The sequence below is a fragment of the Haloactinopolyspora sp. genome (assembly GCF_027324685.1).
Lineage (GTDB): Bacteria > Actinomycetota > Actinomycetes > Jiangellales > Jiangellaceae > Haloactinopolyspora.
Genome location: NZ_DAHVSH010000107.1, coordinates 67,553 through 90,636, shown reverse-complemented (window position 1 = coordinate 90,636; position 23,084 = coordinate 67,553). Strand labels below are relative to the sequence as shown.

At 70.1% G+C, this 23,084-nt stretch carries 16 protein-coding genes; 6 read left to right on the top strand and 10 right to left on the bottom strand.

Annotated elements, in window-relative coordinates; translation table 11 throughout:
• Positions 1-148: 148 nt before the first annotated feature.
• The 8 genes from rpsA to M6444_RS12625 all read right to left on the bottom strand — a co-directional run bounded on the left by rpsA (position 149) and on the right by M6444_RS12625 (position 12,308).
• Complete coding sequence (gene rpsA / locus M6444_RS12660) at positions 149-1,633, bottom strand: 30S ribosomal protein S1 (RefSeq protein WP_298327747.1); 1,485 nt, start codon at positions 1,631-1,633, stop codon at positions 149-151.
• Between the two features lie 380 nt (positions 1,634-2,013).
• Positions 2,014-3,405 carry a porin PorA family protein gene (locus tag M6444_RS12655; RefSeq protein ID WP_298327744.1) on the bottom strand — a complete coding sequence of 464 codons (1,392 nt, stop codon included), beginning with the start codon at positions 3,403-3,405 and terminating at the stop codon, positions 2,014-2,016.
• Positions 3,406-3,525: 120 nt separating this feature from the next.
• The gene (locus M6444_RS12650; RefSeq protein ID WP_298327742.1) at positions 3,526-4,107 is read right to left on the bottom strand and encodes a type 1 glutamine amidotransferase domain-containing protein; all 582 of its coding nucleotides are present in this window, start codon (positions 4,105-4,107) and stop codon (positions 3,526-3,528) included.
• A 34-nt stretch (positions 4,108-4,141) separates the two neighbouring features.
• A complete protein-coding gene (locus M6444_RS12645) occupies positions 4,142-8,374 on the bottom strand; it encodes an alpha-(1->3)-arabinofuranosyltransferase (protein WP_298327739.1) in 4,233 nt (1,410 codons plus the stop codon).
• Complete coding sequence (locus tag M6444_RS12640) at positions 8,371-9,132, bottom strand: class I SAM-dependent methyltransferase (protein WP_298327735.1); 762 nt, start codon at positions 9,130-9,132, stop codon at positions 8,371-8,373. The genes M6444_RS12645 and M6444_RS12640 overlap by 4 nt, the downstream gene beginning before the upstream one ends.
• 25 nt (positions 9,133-9,157) lie before the next feature.
• Positions 9,158-10,366, bottom strand: coding sequence for a glycosyltransferase family 4 protein (locus tag M6444_RS12635; protein WP_298327732.1), 1,209 nt, complete (start codon positions 10,364-10,366; stop codon positions 9,158-9,160).
• 4 nt (positions 10,367-10,370) lie between these two features.
• On the bottom strand, positions 10,371-10,523 hold the full coding sequence (locus M6444_RS12630) for a hypothetical protein (RefSeq protein ID WP_298327729.1): 153 nt from the start codon (positions 10,521-10,523) through the stop codon (positions 10,371-10,373).
• Between the two features lie 33 nt (positions 10,524-10,556).
• Positions 10,557-12,308, bottom strand: a complete 1,752-nt coding sequence (locus M6444_RS12625; protein WP_298327726.1) for a hypothetical protein — start codon at positions 12,306-12,308, stop codon at positions 10,557-10,559.
• Between the two features lie 90 nt (positions 12,309-12,398).
• On the opposite strand from M6444_RS12625, the gene M6444_RS12620 reads away from it, so the two are divergent.
• Entirely contained in the window at positions 12,399-13,607 is a 1,209-nt protein-coding gene (locus M6444_RS12620) for a hypothetical protein (RefSeq protein ID WP_298327724.1), read from the top strand.
• Positions 13,608-13,706: 99 nt separating this feature from the next.
• On the opposite strand, the gene M6444_RS12615 is transcribed toward M6444_RS12620, so the two are convergent.
• Both M6444_RS12615 and polA read right to left on the bottom strand, forming a co-directional pair.
• Positions 13,707-14,999, bottom strand: coding sequence for a lytic murein transglycosylase (locus M6444_RS12615; RefSeq protein WP_298327721.1), 1,293 nt, complete (start codon positions 14,997-14,999; stop codon positions 13,707-13,709).
• A 288-nt stretch (positions 15,000-15,287) separates the two neighbouring features.
• Entirely contained in the window at positions 15,288-17,975 is a 2,688-nt protein-coding gene (gene polA / locus M6444_RS12610; protein ID WP_298327719.1) for a DNA polymerase I, read from the bottom strand.
• A 155-nt stretch (positions 17,976-18,130) separates the two neighbouring features.
• Here polA and M6444_RS12605 point away from each other — a divergent pair, with 155 nt between their 5' ends.
• From M6444_RS12605 to M6444_RS12585, 5 genes are all read left to right on the top strand, one after another.
• Positions 18,131-18,529 carry a hotdog fold thioesterase gene (locus M6444_RS12605; RefSeq protein ID WP_363326347.1) on the top strand — a complete coding sequence of 133 codons (399 nt, stop codon included), beginning with the start codon at positions 18,131-18,133 and terminating at the stop codon, positions 18,527-18,529.
• 12 nt (positions 18,530-18,541) lie between these two features.
• Positions 18,542-19,291 carry a DUF554 domain-containing protein gene (locus tag M6444_RS12600; RefSeq protein WP_298327715.1) on the top strand — a complete coding sequence of 250 codons (750 nt, stop codon included), beginning with the start codon at positions 18,542-18,544 and terminating at the stop codon, positions 19,289-19,291.
• A gap of 234 nt (positions 19,292-19,525) precedes the next feature.
• On the top strand, positions 19,526-20,497 hold the full coding sequence (locus M6444_RS12595) for an ABC transporter ATP-binding protein (protein WP_298327713.1): 972 nt from the start codon (positions 19,526-19,528) through the stop codon (positions 20,495-20,497).
• On the top strand, positions 20,494-21,267 hold the full coding sequence (locus tag M6444_RS12590; RefSeq protein ID WP_298327710.1) for an ABC transporter ATP-binding protein: 774 nt from the start codon (positions 20,494-20,496) through the stop codon (positions 21,265-21,267). The genes M6444_RS12595 and M6444_RS12590 overlap by 4 nt, the downstream gene beginning before the upstream one ends.
• 248 nt (positions 21,268-21,515) lie before the next feature.
• Complete coding sequence (locus M6444_RS12585; protein WP_298327708.1) at positions 21,516-22,841, top strand: ABC transporter substrate-binding protein; 1,326 nt, start codon at positions 21,516-21,518, stop codon at positions 22,839-22,841.
• The last annotated feature ends 243 nt before the right edge of the window (positions 22,842-23,084 follow it).

Sequence of the window (23,084 nt, the reverse complement as noted above, 5' to 3'; positions counted from 1 at the left end):
CGCCATCACCGTAACGGTCGCGCGCGCCTGGTACCGCGCTGAGGCACGCCGGCTGGCGTCATCGTGGCCGAGCCGTTGCCGACCAGTGACACGGCGACGGGCCCCGCGTCCGCGAGGACGCGGGGCCCGTCGAGCGGCCTACGCCGGGTCAGTTGCCGGTGAGCTTCTCACGCAGCGCCTGCAGCGCTTCGTCCGAAGCGAGGGTGCCGTTCTCGGGCTCCTCAGGCGTCGGGGCGCTGGAGTACGAGGACGGCGTGTCGGCCTTCGTCTCGGACTCGGCCTCCTGCGCGCTCTCGATCTGCGACTTGTGCGCTTCCCAGCGCGCGTGGGCCTCGGCGTACTGCCGCTCCCACTCCTCGCGCTGCTTCTCGTAGCCCGGCAGCCAGTCGTTGGTCTCCGGGTCGAAGCCCTCGGGGTACTTGTAGTTGCCCTGTTCGTCGTAGTCGGCGGCCATGCCGTACAGCGTCGGGTCGAAGTGCTCGCTGACGTGCGCGGCGGTGTCGCCCTCGTTGGCCTGCTTCAGCGACAACGAGATCCGGCGACGCTCGAGGTCGATGTCGATGACCTTGACCATGACGTCCTTGCCGACCGTGACGACCTGTTCGGGAACCTCGACGTGGCGCTCGGCCAGCTCCGAGATGTGCACCAGGCCCTCGATGCCGTCCTCGACGCGGACGAAGGCACCGAACGGCACCAACTTGGTGACCTTGCCCGGCACGATCTGCCCGATCTGGTGCATGCGGGCGAACTGCTGCCACGGGTCCTCGAGAGTGGCCTTGAGCGACAGCGACACCCGCTCGCGGTCCATGTCGACGTCGAGCACCTCGACGGTGACCTCCTGGCCGACCTCGACGACCTCGGACGGGTGGTCGATGTGCTTCCAGGACAGCTCGGAGACGTGCACCAGGCCGTCGACCCCGCCGAGGTCGACGAACGCGCCGAAGTTGACGATGGAGGACACCACGCCGGAGCGGATCTGGCCCTTCTGCAACGTCTGCAGGAAGGTGGACCGGACCTCGGACTGGGTCTGCTCGAGCCAAGCGCGCCGGGACAGAACGACGTTGTTGCGGTTCTTGTCCAGCTCGATGATCTTGGCCTCGATCTCCTTGCCCACATACGGCTGCAGGTCGCGCACGCGGCGCATCTCGACGAGGGAGGCAGGCAGGAAGCCGCGCAGGCCGATGTCGAGGATGAGTCCACCCTTGACGACCTCGATGACGGTGCCGGAGACGACGCCGTCGGCCTCCTTGATCTCTTCGATCTTGCCCCAGGCGCGCTCGTACTGAGCGCGCTTCTTGGACAGGATCAGGCGGCCTTCCTTGTCCTCCTTCTGCAGGACGAGGGCCTCGACTTCGTCGCCGACGGCCACGACCTCGTTGGGATCGACGTCGTGCTTGATGGACAGCTCACGCGAGGGGATGACGCCCTCGGTCTTGTAGCCGATGTCGAGCAGGACTTCGTCCCTGTCGACCTTGACGACGGTGCCGGACACGATGTCACCGTCGTTGAAGTACTTGATCGTCTCGTCGATCGCGGCGAGGAAGGCCTCCTCGGACCCGACATCATTGACGGCGACCTGCGTCGTCGAAGGGGCCGTCGAGGGGGCCGTCGTGGCCTCAATGCTGCTCGTCATGTGGAAGGGGACTCCGGACAAAGGATGAGATGAGTTCCGCGCCAGGACCCTTGGATCGCCGTGCCACCGATTCGACCAGGACCTGTACCCTGTGCCGCCCACCGACAGTAACGAGCGCGAGCCTGCTCCGTCCGAGGTTCGCGCAGGCCCACAGCGCAAACGATAGGCTACCCGGCCGCACCGACCAGGGTCAATCGGCGGGAGGTCGCGAGTCGATCACGATGCAGATGTGAGTGGCGGATCGGCCGGTTGCGCAACCCCCGTTTCGTCCATGTGCCCGAGACTCTGCCCCAGACTTTGCCTAGATCGTCCCCGGGAAACGAACGCGTTCGCGGGCGAGTTCCTACGTGTTCACGGCTCAGCTCGGGTCGGTGTTCGGGTCAGTATCGGTACGCCGGGCCCGGTCCCTGGGCGTCCTCGTCGAACTCGTCGAACTCTTCGGCGAGATCGTGACCACCGAGATCGTGATCAGCGCCACGACCAGCCGGTTGACGTGGTCCGGACAGGTCGTGACCTGCGTCGGCGGCCGCGGGTTCCGGCTCGGTCGCCGGCGGGTCACCGGCCGCCGCAGCCGGATCGGCGCCAGGCTGCTCCGGTCGCCACGCCACGGAAGGCACAGCCGGCACGGTCGGTTCCAGCGGCACCTCCGGCTCCGGCAACACGACCGGATCCGGCTCGGCGACGAACGTCGGGTGCGCCGCCCTGGGCTCCGGCTCGCCGGCCGTGGAGACGGTGGAGGGCTCCGGTCCGCTCGCCCCTGCACCGCCCACCGAGCGTGCGCCGGGCGCGGAAGCGGACCCGCCGAGGCGACGCCGCCCCGACTCCGTCTTGCGCCCCGCCACGACGACCCCGGCGATCAGGACCACCGCCCCGGCGACGAGGCCACCCAGCGGCAGCGTGTCACGCACCAGGGCCAGCTCGTCGGCCGGGCCGGAGTATTCGGCGATGTTGGCAGCGACCTGGTCGTCGGTGTAGGCCAGCGTTCCCTGCACCACGGCCGGACCGCGCTCGCCGTCGAAGCGCAGGAACGAGTCGAGCTCGTGCCGGCCGTCGATGATGGCTCCGGTGTATGGCTCGACCCAGATCGTGCGGGTGGCGCTGTAGACGTGTTCGGCCTTCACCGCGCCTGATCGGTCGAACAACGCCCCCGGGACCTCCATCTGGGCGATCACCGTGGGTTCGATCCGCTGCTCGAAGCGATACACGTCGAGGTCACCACGCTGGTCCGCTGCGACGAAGGTCATCGGGCGAGTGGCCCGCAACTCGGCATCCCAGAAGTCGTAATCGCGCTTCTCGGTCCCGAACGGCAGCTTGAACAGATACCCGGCGTGCTCGATCGGCTCGGCGTCGGCTTCGTCACCGGTGCGGGAGATGTACTGCTCGCCACCTTCGACGGCGTAACCGCCGTGCCGGTCGAAGGCCACCCGCTCCTCCAGGTACGCCAACACGTCGGGTTCGGCGGAATCGTCGTCGCCCTGGGTGTCGACCGTGGTCACGCTGGTCTCCCAGACCGCCCGGTCATCAGTGCCTGCGGCCACGTCCGGAACGATCCGGCGCACCGACCGCACGTCGGTGCTGCGCTCCATGGGGCCTTCCTGGGTCAACACAGCCGCGCGATCGAGCACGGTCACGTCCTGACCCGTGGAGATCTGCTCAGTTGCGGCGTCTGAGACGACGGCCAGGCGCGGATAGGCGTACCACCGAAGTAGCGGCGCGGCGACGAGCATGAGCACGCCGAGACCCACGAGGGCCAAGCCGATCGAGCGCCGCATGTCCACCTTCCTCGTCCCTGTCGCTCCGCCCGGGGCGGGCGCGGGCGCCCGGTCGGCAGGCCCGCGTACAGCGCGAAACTACCCGGCCGACAGGGTGGGATGAAAGCGGATCGGCGAAGGTCACGCCCCGGCTTGGCCGGCGGCGGGCACCGAATGCTGGCCTTCGGCGATCTCCTCGATCATCTTGGCGCAGAAGGCCGGCAGGTCGTCTGGCTTGCGGCTGGTGACCATGCCGCGGTCGGTCTGGACCTCGGCATCGACCCAGGTGCCGCCCGCGTTGACGATGTCGGTACGAAGGCTCGGGTACGACGTCAGGGTGCGTCCGCGCACCACGTCGGCCTCGACCAACATCCACGGCGCGTGACAGATGGCGGCTACGGGGGTGCCGCTCTCGACGATCGCCCGGACGAAGGCGACGGCCTCCGGCGACAGCCGCAGGTTGTCCGGGTTGGCCACCCCGCCGGGCAGAACCAAGGCGTCGTAATCGCCGGGGTCGGCCTCGGCGACCGTGCGATCGACCGGGAACGTGTCGGCCTTGTCGAGGTGGTTCATCGCCTGGACCTGTCCGGCCTGGGGCGCTACCAGCTCAGGGCGCGCGCCGGCGTCCTGCAACGCCTGCCACGGCTCGGTCAGTTCGATCTGCTCGACGCCTTCGTTCGCGACGAGGACGGCCACTCTCGCACCGTCGATTCGTCCAGCCATGTCGGGTCCTCCTATCGGCACATCGCCTGAATCGTCACTCCCGTCGCCAGTACCCACGGCGCCGGTGGACATGCGAGCGTGGTGCTCGGTTCTGGGGCGTCTGCCCGGTTCCGATCACAGCGACGGCGACCGCGACCAGGACCAGTACCTGCGCCACACCGGAGTGCGCACCCGGCTGCGGGCCCGGCCACGGATCGAGCGCCACGACGACACCGGCCGCCAGCGCGACCGCCGCGGCGATCGCCGGAGCCACACGGCGCACCGCCGGCCAGCGCCACCCGGCGGCGAGGACGAGCACCCCGCCTGCCACGGCTGCCGCGCCGGCCGCTCCACCCAGGACCACCAGCGCGGCGGCCCCGGCGACCGAGGCAGCCGAGGTCCACCTGGGCCGCCGGGCTCCGTGCCGCCCGCTCCGACGGTTGGGGCGTGCCCGTGCCGGCTCACCCGGCGGGCCGGTGGGACTCGTCGCCGGTGCGCGCCCGGCGAACCACCACAAGCCGGCCACCACGACCACCCCAACGCCGCCTGCGCCCAGTGCGACCCGGTACGGCGTGTCCGGGCGGTACGTCAGCTCGATCACGCCGCCGGCGCCGGCCGGAACCACGAACCCCTGGGCCCAGCCGTCGATCCGGACCGGCTCCAGCCGGTCCCCGTCGAGGGAGGCCTGCCACCCCTCGTTCGCGTTCTCGGTCACGGTGAGGACGGTGTCGACCTCACGCTCGGCCACGGCCACCTCGCGATGCGTGGGCTCCCAGGACCGAACCTGCACCTCAGCCGGCTCTGAAGCCGGAGCCAGACCGTCGGCCGGCCGGAGGGTCAGGCTCTCCGGGCGCATGGTCGCCGCGGTCTCCAGGACGAAGTCGTGCACGCCCGGATACACCTGGACGCCGTCCTGCTGCAGGCATGCACGTACCGGCACGGCACGCCCGTGCAGCGCGTCACCCACGGTGCCGTCGAGCCTCGTCGGGATGATCGTCGAGTCGATCGCGACATCCGGTCCGCTGCCGCAGTGGGCGGGCAGCGGCGCGGCCTGGTCGGTCGGCGCGCGCAGCTCGTCGGTCCCGAGGATGCGCACCTCGGATGCGCCCGCAGGCAACACCGTTTGCAGGCCGAAGTCGACACCGGTGTCGACGACCTCGTCCAGGGCCGCGATGTGCACGTCGAGCTGTGTGGTCTCGACGGGTTCGGGCAACCGGGCACGGCCTTCGTCGTCGACCTCCACCTGCGTGGTCGCACCGCCGACGGTGATCTCGACGGTGCGCGGGCGCGACGCCGCCAGCCACGGATGGACGACCAGTTGCACGCCGTCGACGGTTCTGGGCTCCGGCCAGGACAGGGTGAGCGTGGGCGCCGGGTCGTCGGGCGCGGCGATCCATCCAGTGCCCGGGTCGAGGTCGACCGCTGCCTGCGGCCGGGCCAGTGGATCGCCGATGGCGCGTGAGCTCGCCTCGGCGCGCAGCCCGCCGGACTCGGCGTCGATCATCTCCTCCAGCGCCGTTCCCGGTCGTGGCCGGACCGTGGCCTCGATCGTGTATCGGCCACCGGTGTGCAGGTCCACCCGCCGGCGCAGGTCGCCGTTCTCCTCTCCGGTACGGGCCAACTGCCGTGCACAGCGGACGACGTCGCCGGTGTGCACACAGGCTCCCCGGCGTGCGTCAGCGGTGGCGAACATCAGCGTCTCGGTCGCTTCCGGTCCGCCGAGGTCGGCAGCGGGCACCGGTGCCGCCTTGAGCATGCGCCGGACCGTGACGCCGGGTATCCGCAGCTCACGAACACCCACGCCGGTGGGCGTGCCCGCTCCCACCTTCAACACGCGCACGCGCAGCGTGCTCGTCTCCCCTGGCGCAACCGCGAGCTGGTGCACGGCGGACTCGTCGTCCAGGTCGGTGGCGACGGCGCCGGTATCGGTGCTGACCTCCACCCGGGCCGGTGGCGCACCGATGGGGCCGTCGTTCAGCGTGACGAGCTCCACGGAGTCGAACTGGTGCGGCTCGTCGAAGGCGATCTCGATCCATTGCCCCTCGGGTTCGCCGTAGACGCCAGAGATCCAACTGGTCGCCACGTCACCGTCGAGCGCCGCCCACGGGGAGTTCTCCGGGCCGCGGGCCATCGTCGCCAGCGGGTCCGCGCCCGACGACGACGCCGTCACCGACGCCACCCCCTCGGCGACCGCGACCGTCTCGCGCTGCGGGTCGTCGACCGGGAGGAAGTCCCGCGCGGCTCGATCCAGGGGCCCGTCGTCACCGGCGGCGAGCACGTGCGTCGCGTTGTCGCGGATCGCGCCGAACCACACCGCGCGCCGCCGCAGCCCGTCGGTCACGACCGGCACCGGATCAGGATCCACGACGTCTTGGCCGTCCCCGGCGACGAACGTCGCCCGTCCGTCCAGCAGCCCGGCATCGCCCAGGGTGAGCAGCGACTCCGGGCCGCCGGACATCCGGAGGCTGCCCTCGAGCGGGTCCGAGCGCACCCGCATCTCGGCCTCCGGCGGCATCACTTGGTAGATCTCCACGGCCGGATAGCTCACATCGAGGCGCGAGTCCGCCGACACCTGCGGGTCGTCGCCGGCGCCGATCTCGGGGCCGAACGTCGCCACGCGCTCGACTCCGGGCATCTCGGCCAGGGCCTGATGCACCAGCGCCGGTCGGGGCGCTTCCACGCGCGACCGGTCCAGATCGTTGCGCACGACCAGCAGCCCGACGCCGGCGCGGCGTAGCGCAATGCTCACGCCCGCGCCGCCGCGACCGGCGCCGAGGCGGCGTTCGATCGCATCGAGCAGGCGGATGTTGCCGGCCGAGGACAGCGGCACGGAGTCACGTACCGCCCAATGCGCGTCGGTGAGCGCCTGCAGCGGCTCGTCGCGTGGCGCGCCCCACACGTACTCGGCGAACGGGCTGGCCGGCAGCAGCAGCGCTCTCCTGGAGCCGGCGTTGTCGTCCAGCCAGTCGGCGGCGTCGTGCCAGTACGCGGGGATGTCGTCGTACGAGCCCGGCTGCGGTAGCCGTCCCACCAGCGCCGGAGTCGCCACGCCGGCGAGGACGACCACGGTGAGACCGGCCGCGACGATGCGGAATCGGCGCGTCGAGCGCCCCAGTGCCGGGAGCATGGCCAGCACGTGTACGAGCCCCAGCACCAGCGGCACGCGCAGGACGACGTCGAACTTGTGCACATTGCGAAACGGCGCCAGCGGGCCGTCGAGCAGGTCGCGTACCTGTTCGGCCACCGGTGAGGCAGCCGGGCCGACGTAGGCCGCGGACACCAGGACCAGACCGGCGGCGGCGCCGGCCAGCAGCACCCGCCGAGCCGGCATGTCGCGCCTGGCCAGCCCGGCCAGCCCGAGGGCGGCCACCAGGACGGTGTCGAGGATCAGGACCGGCTCGGCGGCCAGCAACCGCCCGGCCGGCCACTGTGGCTCACCCGCGACGTCCAGATAGGACAACCAGTGGTTGCTGCCGCGCAGGACCTCGATCAGGGAGGTGTGCTGGGTCGTGTTCGCCGACGTCTCGATCCAGTCGAGAAACGGCGGACCGTGCGCGCCGAGCAGCAGCAACGGGCCCCACCACCACGCCGTCGCGATCATGGTGCAGCCCAGCCACCACGCGGCCGCACGCGCCCGGCCGGGCCAGTTCGGCGTCAGTACGAGCCAGAGCACCGACGGCAGCACAGCGGCCGCCGTCGCCGCGGCATTGACCCCGCCCATGCACGCGATCGCCCCGGCCGACCCAGCCGCATGACGCACGACCGAACCACCGCGCCACGCCCGCACCAGCGGAACCAGCACCCACGGGGCAAGCGCCGTCGGCCAGGCCTCGATCGAGATCGCGCCCAGTGAGACCAGGATTCGCGGCGTCAACGCGAAGGCGAGCCCGCCCAGCAGCCGCGTCCACGCCTGCCCGATCCCCAGCTCGCCGGCGAGGCGAACCATGCCGAGGAAGGCGACCACGAGGATCAATGACCACCACAGCCGCTGCACGACCCACTCCGGCAACCCGGCCAGCCCGCCGAGGAGGTGGAACGGGCCCATCGGGAACAGGTAGCCGTAGGCCTGGTTCTGCAGCTGGCCGAATGCCGCAGCCGGTTCCCACAGATGCATCGCCCGGCTCAAGAAGCCGGCCGGGTCGGCGGTCAGGTCGAGCTTCGTGTCGGGCACGATCAGGCCGGGACGCTGCCGGAACGCCAGGGCCGTCAACACGATGCAGCACGCGGCCAAGTGCAGCGGCCAGGCCCTCGCCCCCGGTCGCGGCGACGGGGTGGGCTCGGTGGTCATCGCCGACGCATCACCACGGCGAGGTTCCAGGTCAACGCTTCGCGTACGAGCGGTACGCGGGTGACGCCCGCAGCCCACCGTGGGTGGTAGCGCGGGAACGCCGCCACCAACTCGCCTCGTGGGCTGCTGCGCACCCATCGCATCGCCTCGGCCACGGTCACCGGGAACAGGCTCTGGCCGTACCGGTTCTTCGGCGGGCGGCCCGTCCGGCGCTCGTACCGGCGAGCGGCGCGCTCACCGCCGAAGTAGTGCCACGGTGCGGTCTCGTGCCCGCCCCACGGTGACCACCACACCGTGAACGACAGGTAGACCACTCCCCCCGGCCGCGTGACGCGCAGCATCTCGTCGGCCATCGCCCACGGCTGCCGGACGTGCTCGAGGACGTTCGACGAGTAGCACACGTCGACCACACCGTCGCCGAAGGGCAGCGCCGTCGCGCAACCCACCACGCTGCCCGGTTCGACTGCACCGCGGGCGCCCAACTCGCCGAGGTCATGGTCGACCGAGACATACCGCGCGCCGGCCTCGACGAACGCGGCACGGAAATAGCCGGGACCGGCGCCGACGTCGAGGACCACAGCTCCGTGCAATTCGGCATATTCGGACAATTGCCCGACCGAGTCGGCCGCCAGAACAGAGTAAAACCGGTCCGGGTCGCGCTGTTCGGTCAGAAATGCCCGAAAAAGCCGAACGGAACGATTCAGGGTCGCGCTACGACGACTAGGCCCGGTGAGCAGCACTCCGGCAAAATAACCCATTTGCCGCGCGACTTCGCGTCATTCTTCACGATTGCCGGAAGAACAACGAAAGCTGCGTGGCCGCCGTCGCTGCGCGCAGCGGCGGACGTGACCGCTCGGCGCAGACGCGCTCGAGGATCTGCTCCCACCCGTGCACCGTCGAGGCCCAGGAGAACTCCGCGGCGCGCCGGGCAGCGGCGCGACCGAGCCGGCCCCGGCGGGCATCGTCGGCCAGCAGCTCGCCGACCGCGCGCGTCAGCTGGTCCAGATCGTCGACGAGCACCCCGGTCTCGCCATCGACGATCGACTCGGCGATGCCGCCGGCCGACCGGTAGCCCACGGCAGGCAGTTCGTGCTGGGCACCCTCGACCACGACCAGACCCCAGCCCTCCTTCACCGACGGCGCCACCATCAGCCAGCTCCGGGCCAGCTCGTCATGCTTGGCCTGTTCGTCGACGTGCCCGTGAAACTCGGTGATGTCACCGACCCCCAGCCGCTCGGCGGCCGCGACGAGCTGCTGGGCCCACCAGCCGGAACCGACGACGCTGACACGCAGGTCGGGCCAGTCGTGGCGTAGCCGGGCCGCAGCCGCCAACGCGTGCTCGACCTGCTTGTGCGGGACCAACCGGCCGAGCACACAGATCCGCGGCGTCGCCGAACGCGCGACCGTGGTCGGCGGAGCCGGCGCGGTGCCGTTGTGCACGACGTCGATCCGCGCGCGCTCGACCCCGAGCCCGGTCAGTTCGTCGCGGGTGACCTCGGAGACGGTGACATACTGCGAACGGCGATACACCCGCGGCGCCAGCCACGACTCCAGCCACCAGCCGAACCGCGCTATCGCCCGGCGATACACCACACCCCACTGCTCGCGATGGACGTGATGCACGAGGACGACCACGGGGCAGCGAACCGCCACCCGGCTCCAGAACGGCACCCCGTTCTGGACGTCGACCACGACGTCAGGGCGCCCGAGCCGCCTGGTCGCCAGCGCGGCGAGCGCACGAGCGTAGACGGTGAGCTTGCCGCCGCGCCGCACGATCCGGTAGCCGTCGCGCCATTCGTGGCGTGCGCCGCCGGGATAGGCCGCACAGAAGACCGTGACGTCGTGGCCCGCAGCGGCCAGGCCGGCAGCGACGGTCTCGACGTAACGCTCCGAGCCGCCGCCTTCGGGGTGCAGGGTGTCGCGCCAGTTGAGCATCACGACGCGCAGCGCCGAATCATTCTCTCGACGACGCTGGAAAGTTTGGGATTCCACCGACTCAGAGCCGGTCGTAGTCGATCAGGTCGATCTCACTGACCGTGCCGGAATCGCCCGACCTGTCCGGTTCGCTGACATTCACGGCGGTGATAACCGTCAATCCGGCGAGCACCACACCCACAATCGCGGCGACAATGCCTCCGATATTGCCCATGGACTAAACGATCTCCCTGATGACGTTGCCGAATCACGACACGAGGGAGCCTATTGATCGCCGCCGCCGTAAGACGGCGTTCCGGACAAGATCCACCGAAGCGACAGCAAGAGTGGCCAAACAGACGATATTCGCGGCGACGATCGGCCCACGTGGTGGCACATCGGTCCACGGCCGGATCGGGCCGGGAACGCGAAACAGCTCGACCTCGTCGTAGTGCGCGACGCGGCGCGCGCCGGCCACGACGGCGCCCGGCACCTCCCCCGGCGTGTCGCGCAGGACGATGATCCATCCGACCCCGGCCGCAGCCAGGCCGGCCAGCGGGCGCTCGGCGGTCAAGGCCGCATCGATCCGGCGAGCCCGCGGGTCTTCACCGGGCACGACCGAACCGCCGACGGGTAGCGCATCCGGAACGACCGGCTCGACGCCGAAATAGCGCGGCGCCGGATCGAGCACCGTCCGCCCGTCAGCCCAGGGGAACGAGCGATACGGCTGAAACGGCAACACGACGACGTCGCCGGGCGCCGACGATTCGTGCAGCACCGTGCGGGTCTGCGCCCACGACTGCGGGTACTGCACCGGCGTCAGCCGACCCGCAGCACCGGCCGCCAGGTCCGGCAGCGCCGCCAGCGGCAGCAACACCGCCCCGCACGCGATCAACCGCGGTACGGCCCGGGTACCCGGTCTGCAGACCGCTTTCACGATCCGGGCTGTGCCGTGCCCAGCCGCCATGGCCAGCAGCAAGGCGAACCACGCAAGGAACTTCTGGCCGTCGCGCACCAGCCCGGCCCCTGGCACCTGCGTGACCAGCCACTCGATGACGTCTCGCCCGCCGGGGACGGCACCAGCAGCAGCCAGCACGAGCCCACCAGCGGCGAACACCGGCACGACCACCGCCTCGACCCGGTTCATGCGCCGCCTGAGTTCACGAGCTCCGGCGAGTGCGAGCGCGACGATCACGCCGGACAGCAGCGCCGACGCCATCAGGGCACGGCTGCCCGGCACGGCGCCGGCGTTCCAGATGCCACCCAGCGTCATGAGGCTGCCGATCAGGCCCGACGGCGCGTCAGCGCGAGCAGCGAAAGCCTCCACGCCCGCGGCGGCGGACACCGCGGCCTGCGGCCGCACCAACCCGGGCACGATCCACGGCGCTTGCAGCGCGACCAGCGCGAGCGCCACGCCGAGCTTGGTGCGGCGGCGCTGCCGGCCCCCTGGCGCCAGGACCAACGCAGCGAAGAACGTCGAGGTGAGGATCCCTCCGGTCGCCGTCACCGCGGCCACTGCGGCCAGCAGGACACCGCCGGCGGCGGCACCGGGCTGTCCGGCGCGGACCCGGCGCGCGATGATCAGCAGCCACGGCAGCAGCGCGTAGCCGATCAGCACCGGCCAGTGCCCGATCACCAGCCGCTCGAACACGTAGGCGTTCCAGCCGTAGACACTCGCCGCGACGAGCCGGTACGGCGTCGACGACGCCGGGAGCGCCCGCCCGGCGCCCCACGCCGCGCCCACCACCACGCCGAACAGGGCCAGCCGCTGCACGAGCGCGGCGGGCACGACATCGTCGACGATCGCGACCACCGCGTCCAGCGGAACGGCCCGCGGCAGGGCACTGCTCACCCCGACCGACGACGGCAGCAGCGCCTGATCGGGCACGACCACCATGTCGTAGGACAACACGTAGCCGGGGGCAGCCAGCGGCGCCAACATCAGGATGCCGAGGACCACAGACCACGCCCCGAGTGCCACGTCGCCGCGCCGGGCGCCCAGGTGCCGCCGGAAGGCCACGGCGCGAGCATAACCGCACCGTCCGGACGAGGTGGGCCGATTGCTGAGGATTCGGGCCCGAACCTCCCCGGGTCCTGACACGATGGAACGATGCCGCACGTCGCCCCCCGGGTCCGGACTGCCGGGCTGCAGAGCTCGGCGGGCTTGCTGGCCGCCGGCACCAGCGTGGCCAACGCGCTCGGCTACGTGCTGACCGTCGTCGGCGCGCGGCGTCTCGGGCCGGACGAGTTCGGCGCTTTCGGCGCCCTCCTGGCGTTGATCATCGTCGGCAACGTCGCCGCACTCGCCGCACAGGCCACCACCGCCCGCACCGTGGCGACCGGCCGGCCGGCCGCGCCGGCGATCCGGTCCGGGCTGGTCGTGGCCGCGGTGACGACACTCGCGCTGTGCCTGGCAAGCCCGGTGGTGAGCAGCGTGCTGCAACTGTCCTCGCCCGTGCCGGCGATCGCCGCCGCGGTCGCGATCGGCGCGTTCGCTGCCGCTGCTCCTCCGCTCGGCGTCGTCCAGGGCCGCGAACGGTTCGCGCTGCTGGCCGCCCTGGTCACCATCCAGGCCACGATGCGCGTCGGCGCCGGCCTGGTCGGCATGGCCGTGTCGCCGACGGCGACGGGCGCCATGATCGGCGTGGCTGCGGGGTTGGTCCTGGCCACAGGGGTGGCCTGGGCGGCGACCCGGCCGACGGTGGCGGGCCCGCACGGGTATGCCGTGCGGGCGACTCTGGCTTCAGCGGCGATGCTGCTGGGGTTCGTCGTGTTGACGAACGTGGACGTCATGCTGGCCCGCCATGTTCTGTCCACCGACGCCAGCGGACTCTACGCAGCCGGGTCGATCTTCACCAAGATCGCGTTCTGGCTGCCTCAGTTCGTCCCGATGCTCGCCTTTCCCGCCCTGGCCGACCCGGCCCGGCGTCGCGGCGCCGTCACCATGGGTGTCCTGACCGTCGCCGGGTGCGGGGCGGTGCTGACGGCGGGGACCTGGGCCCTGTCCGGCACCGCCGTACGCATCGTCGCCGGCGCGGACTACCTCGACCTCGCGGCGCAGGTACCCGGCTTCACCGCACTCGGCGCGCTGTACGCGCTGGCTCACCTGCTCGTGTACGCCCATCTGGCCCGCGGCGACCGATGGACCACCGCTGTTCTCTGGGCCCTCCTGGCCGGCTATGTCGTCGTGGTCGAGACGACCGCGCATGACCTGATGGGGGTCCTGGTCCCGAGCCTGGTCACCGCAGGCCTCGTCGTGTGCTGGGGCCTTGCGCGCGAACACACCACCCGACCCGGGCGAAATGATCATGTTCACTAGGCAATTGCCTGCCCCACCACCCATGCACGCCCGGTGATACTGCAGAAGCCCTCGTGGTGCGGGCACCAGTAGCCGAACGACGTAACGACCGGCGCCTGGTCAGCGACGGCGGCCGGTGACCCGGGGCGGGGTCTGCGCGGTCTGCGGCGTCTCCGGCTTCGTCGGGGTCTGTGGCGTGTCCGACGACTCCGGCGTGTCCGACGACTCCGGCGTCTCCGTCGGCGGATCGTCCGTCTCGCACTCGTCCGGTTCGCCCGGCTCATCCGGGTCGCCGTCGTCAGCGTGCGCTGCCTCCGCTCCCGCCTCGTCGCCACCGGCGTCGCCGTTGTCCTCGCCGGCGTCGCCGTCATCCTCGTCACAGTCCGGCTGCTCCGGCTCTGTCGGTGTTTCAGTCGGCGTCTCGGTGGGAGTCTCCGTCGGCGTCTCGGTCGGCGTTTCCGTGGGAGTCTGCGTGGGCGTCTTGGTCGGCGTCGGTGTCTTGGTCGGCGTGGGCGTCTTGGTCGGCGTCGGTGTCTTCGTCGGCGGCGGCGACTTCGTGGCCGTCTTCGACGGGGTGGGGTCGGGCTTCTTGGTCGGGTCCGGCTTCTTGGTCGGGTCCGGCTTCTTGGTCGGGTCCGGCTTCTTCGTCGGGTCCGGCTTCTTGGTCGGATCCGGCTTCCCCGAGGGGTCGGGACGGTCCGACGGACTCGGCCGGGGCGACGGAGCCAGCGGACCGACGCCGCCCGGGTCACCCGCAGGTGCGTTGAAGTCGATCCCGGGCCCCGCCGAGCCGATCGCGTGCCCACGTCCGGAGTCGTAGGCGGCGATCCACGCCATGACGTTCGCGACGTAGGCGGCTGAGTTGTTGTACCGGTACAGGGCCGCCCGCAGTCCCGCGTCGGTGGACATGTCGCCGCTACCGGCACACAGATACCGCGCGGCCGCCACGGTGGCGTCGAAGACGTTGTGCGGATCGACGGCGCCGTCACCGGAGCCATCGGCTCCGTACACCTTCCACGTGCCGGGGATGAACTGCATCGGTCCGACGGCGCGATCCCAGACCGGGTCGCCGTCCCAACGTCCACCGTCGCTGTCGCTGATCGATGCGAACCCGTTGCCGTCGAGCGCCGGGCCGACGATGTGCGGCCGTGCGTCGCCGTCAGCAGTGACCCGGCCACCGTTGGCGTGCCCGGACTCGATCTTGCCGATGCCGGCCAAGACCTGCCAGCGCATCGCACACGCCGGGTTCTCGGCCATGAGCCTCGACGCCGCCTGCTGGTAGGCCGAAAGCACGATGTCGGGAATTCCGAGCACGCCCCCGCTCCCGATAGCGGGGATGATCGACGTCCCGACAGCGCCGTCCGTGTCGGCGGCGTACTCGGCCGACGTCGATCGCTGCTCGACGATCGTCACCGAAGCTTGCTCGCCCTCGCGGAACTGCGGGGCGGAGTCGACGATGGAATCGCCGCGTTCGTGCTGCGCCCAGGCGTCGTCTTGCGCTGAGGACGGATTCTCAATCGGGCCGGGCAGCCCGGCAGCACCACTCAGACTGAGAACTCCTGCACATGCGACTGTTGCGCCAGCCGCTCGCAACACAGAACGCAAGGGGGCACTCCCGTTCTCACGACGACTCTACGAGCCTCGCATGAGAGCCCCGACGGCGCTACCCCACAATTCCGACATCCGGGATCAAAATCCGGATCAATGGGCCGCGTCCTGCCATGTCCGCCCGAAGCCGACCGACACGTCCAGCGGCACCCGCAGCGGGTACGCCGCGCCCATCTCGCGGCGGACCAACGCCTCGACTACGTCACGTTCGCCGGGAGCGACTTCGAGCACGAGTTCGTCGTGCACCTGGAGCACCAGCCGGGACCGGTGCCCCTCTTCGCGCAAGGCGCGGTCGACGCCGAGCATCGCGACCTTGATGATGTCGGCAGCCGAACCTTGGATCGGTGCATTCAGCGCCATCCGCTCAGCCATTTCGCGCCGCTGGCGATTGTCGCTGGTCAGATCGGGCAGGTAGCGGCGTCGGCCGAGGATGGTCTCGGTCCAGCCTTCCATTCGGGCTCGTTCGACGACTTCGCTGAGATAGTCGCGGACTCCTCCGAAGGTCTCGAAGTACTCGTCCATGAGCTTCTGCGCCTCGGCCACGTCGATGCCCAGTTGCCGGGACAACCCGAACGACGAGAGCCCGTAGGCCAGGCCGTAGTTCATCGCCTTGATCTTGGCTCGCATCGCCGGGGTGACCTCGTCAGCGTCCACGTCGAACACTCGGGACGCGGTGACGGCGTGGAAGTCCATGCCGGAGGTGAAGGCTTCGATCAGCGTCTCGTCGTCGGACAGATGCGCCATGATCCGCATCTCGATCTGGCTGTAGTCGGCGGTCAGCAGGCATTCATAGGAGTCGCCGACGACGAAGGCCTCGCGGATCCGCCGGCCTTCGTCGGTGCGGATCGGGATGTTCTGCAGGTTCGGGTCGGTGGAGGACAGCCGTCCGGTGGCGGCGATGGTCTGGTTGAACGTCGTGTGGATGCGGCCGTCGGCGGCCACCGACTTGAGCAGGCCCTCCACGGTGACGCGCAGCCGGGAGGCGTCGCGATGCCGCAGCAGCGCCTCCAGGAACGGGTGCTGCGTCTTGGCGTACAGGTCGGCCAGCGCGTCCGCGTCGGTGGTGTAACCGGTCTTGGTGCGCTTGGTCTTCGGCATCTGGAGCTCGTCGAACAGCACGCCCTGCAACTGCTTGGGCGAGCCCAGGTTCACCTCGTGCCCGATGGCCGCGTAGGCGTCTTCGGCGGCCTGGGCCACCGCACCGGCGAACGAGGCCTCCAGCTGCTCGAGGTGGTCGACGTCGACGGCGACGCCGGCCTGCTCCATCCGAGCCAGCACGTCGACCAGCGGCAACTCGACGTCGTCGAGCAAGGCCCGCCCTCCGCGCTTGGCGAGCTCGGCGTCCAGGGCCGCGGCGAGGTCGAGGACGGCACGCGCACGCACCGTCTCGTCGCGACCCAGCTGCTCCTCGTCGCCGCCGTCCAACGACAGCTGGACAGCGGCATCGGCGGCCTGCGCCCGCAGCTCACGGCCGAGGAAACGCAGCACCAGATCGGCGAGATCATAGGAGCGTTGGCCCGGCAGGGCGAGAAACGCCACCAGCGCCGTATCGGCAGCCAGGCCTTTCAGCGGCCATCCCCGCGCGGCGAGCGCATGCAGCGGCCCCTTGGCATCGTGCAGGACCTTCGGCCGCTCGGGGTCGGCCAACCAGGCCGCCACGGCCGCGTCGTCCTCGGGTGTGAGGTCAGCCGGCTCGAACCACCCACCGGCACCGTCGCTGGAGGCGATCGCGACCTCGGTGACCTCGCCGGTACCCCGTGCCCACACGCCTCGCACCGAGACCCCGACCGGGTCGGGGCCGGCGGCGTGCTCGCTCAGCCACGCGGCGACCTCACCGCCGCGAAGCCGCACCGGGTCGATCTCGAAACCTTCGTCTGCTTCCGGCTCGCCGGCGTCGAGGTACTCGTACAGCCGGTCGCGCAGGACCCGGAACTGCAGCGCGTCGAACAACTCGTGCACGGCCTCCCGGTCCCAGCTCTGGCGCGCGAGGTCGTCGATGTGGACGTCGAGCGGCACGTCGCGGACGAGCTCGGTGAGCTGGCGGTTGGTCAGCACCTGTCCGAGGTGATCGCGCAGGAGGTTACCGGCCTTGCCCTTGACCTCGTCGACGCGCGCCACCAGCTCGTCGAGGGACCCGTACTCGGCGATCCACTTCGACGCCGTCTTCTCGCCCACCCCAGGGATGTTGGGCAGGTTGTCCGACGGGTCGCCGCGCAGCGCGGCGTAATCCGGATACTGCGCCGGGCTCAACCCGTACTTCTCCTGCACCGCTTCCGGCGTCATGCGCAGCAGATCGGATACTCCACGCCGCGGGTACAAGACAGTTACGTGGTCGTTGACCAGCTGCAGGGTGTCGCGGTCGCCGGAGCAGATGGCCACCTCGAGCCCCTGGGCCTGGGCCTGCACCGCCAGCGTGGCGATGACGTCGTCGGCTTCGTAGCCTTCCTTCTCGATCCACCGGATGCGTAGCGCGTCGAGGACCTCTTTGACCAGCTCCACCTGGCCCTTGAACTCGTCGGGCGAGGACGAGCGGTTCGCCTTGTACTCGGGAAACGTCTCGCTGCGGAAGGTCTGCCGGGACACGTCGAAGGCCACGCCCACGTGGGTCGGCTGCTCGTCACGGAGCACGTTGATGAGCATCGACGTGAACCCGTAGACCCCCTCGGTGTGCTGACCGGTGGTGGTGACCAGGTTCGCGTCCTTCAACGCGTAGAACGCCCGATAGGCCAGGGAGTGACCGTCGAGCAACAGCAGGCGGGATGGATGCGCGTCTTGGACCACGCCGCAAACCCTAGTAGCCGCCTCCGACATCGTGGCGGCTGCGGCCGTATTCGTCTACGCGCCATCGCCACGCGATATCGTCGTACCTCGTGACTCAACGGCCGACGACCGGTACCGGACCGGACGAAATCGACTTCGACGACCAACCAGCCGTCCTGGCCGCCCTACCGAAGGCCCCACTGGACGACCGCCTCGGCATCGAGTACATCGAGGCGCGTCCCGAACGCGTGGTCGCCCGGATGCCGGTCGACGGCAACACCCAACCTCTCGGCCTGCTGCACGGCGGCGCCTCGTGCGTGCTCGCCGAGAGCCTCGGCTCGGTCGCAGCCGCCCTCAATGCCGGCCCGGGCCGCTTCCCCGTGGGCGTGGACATCAACGCCACCCACCACCGCGGCGTGCGCGCTGGGCACGTCACCGGTGTCGCCACCCCCGCTCATCTCGGCCGCAGTTCGGCCAGCTTCGAGATCGTCTTGAGCGACGACGACGGCTCGCGCGTCTGCACCGCCCGCCTCACGTGCGTCCTCCGGCCCGCCCCCAGCGGCCGGCGCGACTGACCCGGCCGCGTCGTGTTCCCGGGCTTTGGGACGGTCCTGAACATCGCGACCATCCTCGTCGGCTCCGGGGCCGGCGTCCTCGTCGGCCACCGGCTCCCCCAGCGCACCCGTGACGTGGTCACCGACGCGCTCGGCCTGGTGACGCTGCTCATCGCGGCCGTGTCCGCCGCGGCCGTGCTGGACACCGACTTCGCCGCCGCCGTCGGCGAGTCCGCGACCCTGCTCGTGGTCCTCGGGGCGTTGCTGATCGGCGGCATCGTCGGCTCGCTGTTGCGGGTGGAAGCCCGGATCGAACACTTCGGCGCCTTCCTGCAGCGGCGGCTGTCCCGCGACAGTGACAGCGAGGCCCGTCGCCGATACGTCGAAGGCTTTCTCACCGCGTCCCTGATCTTCTGCGTCGGGCCGCTGACCGTGCTCGGCTCGCTGTCCGACGGGATGGGCCTGGGCTACGAACAGCTTGCGCTGAAGTCCACCCTGGACGGGTTCGCATCCGTGGCGTTCGCCGCGTCTCTGGGCTGGGGTGTCATGGCCTCGGCGCTCGCGGTGGGCGTCGTGCAAGGCACGCTGACGCTGGTGGGTGTGGTCGCGGGCAACATGCTCGACGACGCCGCCGTCGCTGCGCTCACCGCCACCGGCGGGCTGCTGCTGGTGGGCGTCGCGCTGCGACTACTACGGATGAAGCCGTTGCCGGTCGGCGACCTCCTACCCGCATTGCTGGTCGCACCGCTGCTCGTCATGATCGTCGCGGCCTTACGGACATGACCTGTGCCGACGGCGGGTAATCACTGACCGGTACCAATCCGGACACATCGCGCGCCACGGATGAGCTCTCCGCCGGTGCCGGGTTAGGCTCCCGCATCACCACCCCGTTGCGGAGGAGATCGATGCCAGCCCGACGCGCCACCCGACCGGCGCCGCCGCTGACGGCCCACCCGAGGCTGCTGTGCGCGCTGCTCGCCGCACCAGCGATACTCGAGGATGGAAGGGGGCCTGCAGATGTCGACTGACGGTGATTCCAGCTCCACGACGCCAGTGCGCCCGGCGGACGTCCTCAGGGACGTCCCGCACGTCCCCGGCTCGCCGAAGCCCGATCCGATCCTGGTCGCCGACAACATCACTCGGCGCTTCGGCGGACTCGTGGCGGTCGACGTCGAGCACATCGAGGTACAGCGCGGGGCCATCACCGCGCTGATCGGCCCGAACGGCGCCGGCAAGACGACCCTGTTCAACATTCTCACCGGCTTCGACAAGCCGAACACCGGCGAGTGGACGTTCGAGGGTCAGCAGATCTCCGGCCTGCCTGCTTATCGTGTCGCGCGAACGGGAATGATCCGAACGTTCCAGCTGACCAGAGCACTGCCCCGGCTCAGCGTCCTGGACAACATGCGACTGGGCGCACGCGACCAGCGCGGTGAGAACGCATGGCGCGCCCTGGTCCGGGGCACCTGGCGCGGCCAGGAGGAAGAGGTCACCGCGCGAGCCGACGAACTGCTGCGCAGGTTCAAGCTCGACGGCCTGCGCGACGACTTCGCGGGCAGCCTGTCCGGTGGCCAGCGCAAGCTGCTCGAGCTCGCGCGCTCCCTGATGGCCGAACCGACCATGCTGATGCTCGACGAGCCGATGGCCGGGGTGAACCCCGCTCTCACTCAGTCGCTGCTCACGCATGTGCGCCAGTTGCGCGACGAAGGGCTGACCGTGCTGTTCGTCGAGCACGACATGGACATGGTCCGCGACATCTCGGACTGGGTCATCGTCATGGCCGAGGGCCGGATCGTCGCCGAAGGCCCACCTCGAGACGTGATGGCCAATCCCGCCGTCATCGACGCCTATCTGGGCAGCCATCACGACGCTCCCCTCACCGAAGCCGAAGAGCAGGAGCAGTTGGCCGCGGCTGGCGAGGAAATCGAGGCAGAGTTGTCCAAACCGGCCAAACCGGCGAGAGGCACGACCGAGAAGGGGTCACCATGACTCGACCCGATACGGAGCTCGACCGCAGCGAGCATCTGCGCGCCGCCGAGGGTGCGCTGTTGCGTGTCGACGAACTCGTCGCCGGTTACATCCCCGGCGTGAACATCCTGAACCGCTGCGACTTCTACGCTCAGGAAGGCGAACTGGTCGGCATCATCGGACCGAACGGCGCCGGTAAGTCCACGCTGCTCAAGGCGTTGTTCGGGCTGGTGAAGGTGACGTCGGGGACGGTGAAGCTGCGGGGGGAGGACATCACCGGCCGCAAGGCGAACGACCTCGTGCGACTCGGCATCGGGTTCGTTCCCCAGACCAACAACGTCTTCCCGTCGCTCACCATCAACGAGAACCTCGAGATGGGCGTGTTCCAAGCACCCGGCACCTTCGAAGAACGCTTCGAGCAGGTGGCGTCGTTGTTCCCCGCGCTCGCCGACCGCCGCCAGCAACGCGCGGGGTCGCTGTCCGGCGGTGAGCGCCAGATGGTGGCCATGGGCCGCGCACTGATGGCCCAGCCGTCGGTGCTCCTTCTCGACGAACCCTCCGCCGGGTTGTCCCCGGCGATGCAGGACGAGGTCTTCATCCGAGCCCGCCAGATCAACGGCACCGGCGTGACAGTGGTCATGGTCGAGCAGAACGCACGTCGCTGCCTGCAGATCTGCGACCGTGGCTATGTCCTCGACCAGGGCCGCAACGCCTACACCGGTACCGGCTCGGACCTGCTCAACGACCCGAAGATCATCGAGCTGTACCTCGGCACGCTGGCCCGGGCTTGACAAATTCTCCCCTCGCCGGCGCCGGACGGAAGATCAGGCATGTCTGAGCATGCCGGTAATGTCACTTGACGATCACATCTGTGCGTCACCTGCGCGACGGCGGTAGCGCAGGTCACCGTAGGGATGTACTGTCCCAGCGTGCTGGGTTTTCCAGCCGCCCGCTGGGGGATTTCTGCGCGAGGTCAGCGAGCTGCGCCGAGCGCACCGCTCGCGGTCGTTCACGGTCAGATGCGAATGAGGAGACAGCGATGCGCCGACCTTTGTTATGGCGTGGCGTCGCCCTCGCCGGTGCGGTGGCACTCACGCTCACCGCGTGCGGCGATGACGGCGATGACGGTGGAAGCACTGGCGAGCCTACGAGCGAAGAAACCGAGCAGGGCGGCGAGACGGAGGAGCCCGGCGGCGACGTCGAAGTCGACCGCCCCGGTCGCGACGAGGTGTTCGACCTCGGCTACATCCTCCCCGAGTCCGGCCCACTGGCGTTCCTCGGCGCGCCGATGATCGAGGGCGCCAAGATGGCAGTCGAGGACATCAATGCTGCCGGCGGGGTCAACGGTAACGACGTCACCCTGACCACCGCTGACGAAGCAGGCGACGCCGCACTGGCGCAGCAGGCCGCCGCGCGGCTGATCAACGGCGGTGTGGACGCCGTGCTCGGCGCCGCGGCCTCCGGCATGACCCAGGAGATCATCCAGGTCCTGTACGACAACCAGATCGTCGAGTGCTCGCCGGCCAACACGTCGCCGGACTTCTCCGACCAGGCGAACAACGGGTTCTACCGCCGGACGGTTCCGCCGGATGCCGCCGTGGCGCCGATCATCGCCGACACCGTCGTTGCCGACGGCGCTCAGAACGTCGCCGTGGTCGCCCGCGCCGACGACTACGGTGTCGCGCTGGCCGACCTCGTGGAGTCCAACGTCCAGGACCTGGGCGCGTCGGTGGCCACGCGGGTCGACTACGACCCGAACACCTCCGACTTCTCCGCCGAGGTCTCCGACATCACCGGCGCCAACCCGGACGCCGTCGTCATCGTCGGCTTCGGCGAGGCAGCCACCCTGATCCGGCAGTTGATCGAGGCCGGTCTCAGCGCCGACCAGCTCTACGGCGGCGACGGACTGTTCGGCCCCACGCTGACGTCGGACGTCAACCCCGACGACCCGAGCTTCATCGCCGGTATGAAGGTCATCGGCGCCTCGGGTGGCGAGGAGTTCAACACCAGGCTGAACGAGCAGCTGCCCGACAACGAGAAGGGCAACCTGATCTACGGTGGTCAGTCTTACGACTGCGTGATCATCATGGCTCTGGGCGCCATCGCGGCCGACTCGACCGACCCGGTCGAGTTCAACGACTTCGTCAACGAGGTCACGAAGGGCGGCACCGAGTGCACGACCTTCGCCGAGTGCAGCGAACTGCTGGCCAACGGTGAAGACATCGACTACCAGGGCGTCAGCGGTCCGCTGGACATCGAGGGCGCCGACCCGACGTTCGGCCGCTACGCCATCGCGCAGTTCCAGGACGATGGCACGCTCGAAGTCGTCGGCTCGCAAGACGTCGACCTCACCACCATCGAATAGTCGATGATTCTCTAGCCCGCCGACAGCGGTACGGCTAGAGACAGCGAAACTGCCCGGGTGCCACGTCGCGTGGCACCCGGGCAGTTTCGTTGCATCGCTCCTGCGCGCAGATCATGAGACACCACCGGCGCCATCACGCCACCACCGACCCACCATCACCAGACAGTCAGCGTCAACAACACTGCAGCCAGCGGATCATGAGGCACCACCGGCGCCATAGCGCCGCCACCGGCCCACGATCGC

Coding starts and splice junctions, on each gene's coding strand:
- rpsA (WP_298327747.1), bottom strand. CDS start 1,633: ATGACGAGCAGCATTGAGGCCACGACGGCCCCCTCGACGGCCCCTTCG.
- M6444_RS12655 (WP_298327744.1), bottom strand. CDS start 3,405: ATGCGGCGCTCGATCGGCTTGGCCCTCGTGGGTCTCGGCGTGCTCATG.
- M6444_RS12650 (WP_298327742.1), bottom strand. CDS start 4,107: ATGGCTGGACGAATCGACGGTGCGAGAGTGGCCGTCCTCGTCGCGAAC.
- M6444_RS12645 (WP_298327739.1), bottom strand. CDS start 8,374: ATGACCACCGAGCCCACCCCGTCGCCGCGACCGGGGGCGAGGGCCTGG.
- M6444_RS12640 (WP_298327735.1), bottom strand. CDS start 9,132: ATGGGTTATTTTGCCGGAGTGCTGCTCACCGGGCCTAGTCGTCGTAGC.
- M6444_RS12630 (WP_298327729.1), bottom strand. CDS start 10,523: ATGGGCAATATCGGAGGCATTGTCGCCGCGATTGTGGGTGTGGTGCTC.
- M6444_RS12620 (WP_298327724.1), top strand. CDS start 12,399: ATGCCGCACGTCGCCCCCCGGGTCCGGACTGCCGGGCTGCAGAGCTCG.
- M6444_RS12595 (WP_298327713.1), top strand. CDS start 19,526: ATGTCGACTGACGGTGATTCCAGCTCCACGACGCCAGTGCGCCCGGCG.
- M6444_RS12590 (WP_298327710.1), top strand. CDS start 20,494: ATGACTCGACCCGATACGGAGCTCGACCGCAGCGAGCATCTGCGCGCC.
- M6444_RS12585 (WP_298327708.1), top strand. CDS start 21,516: ATGCGCCGACCTTTGTTATGGCGTGGCGTCGCCCTCGCCGGTGCGGTG.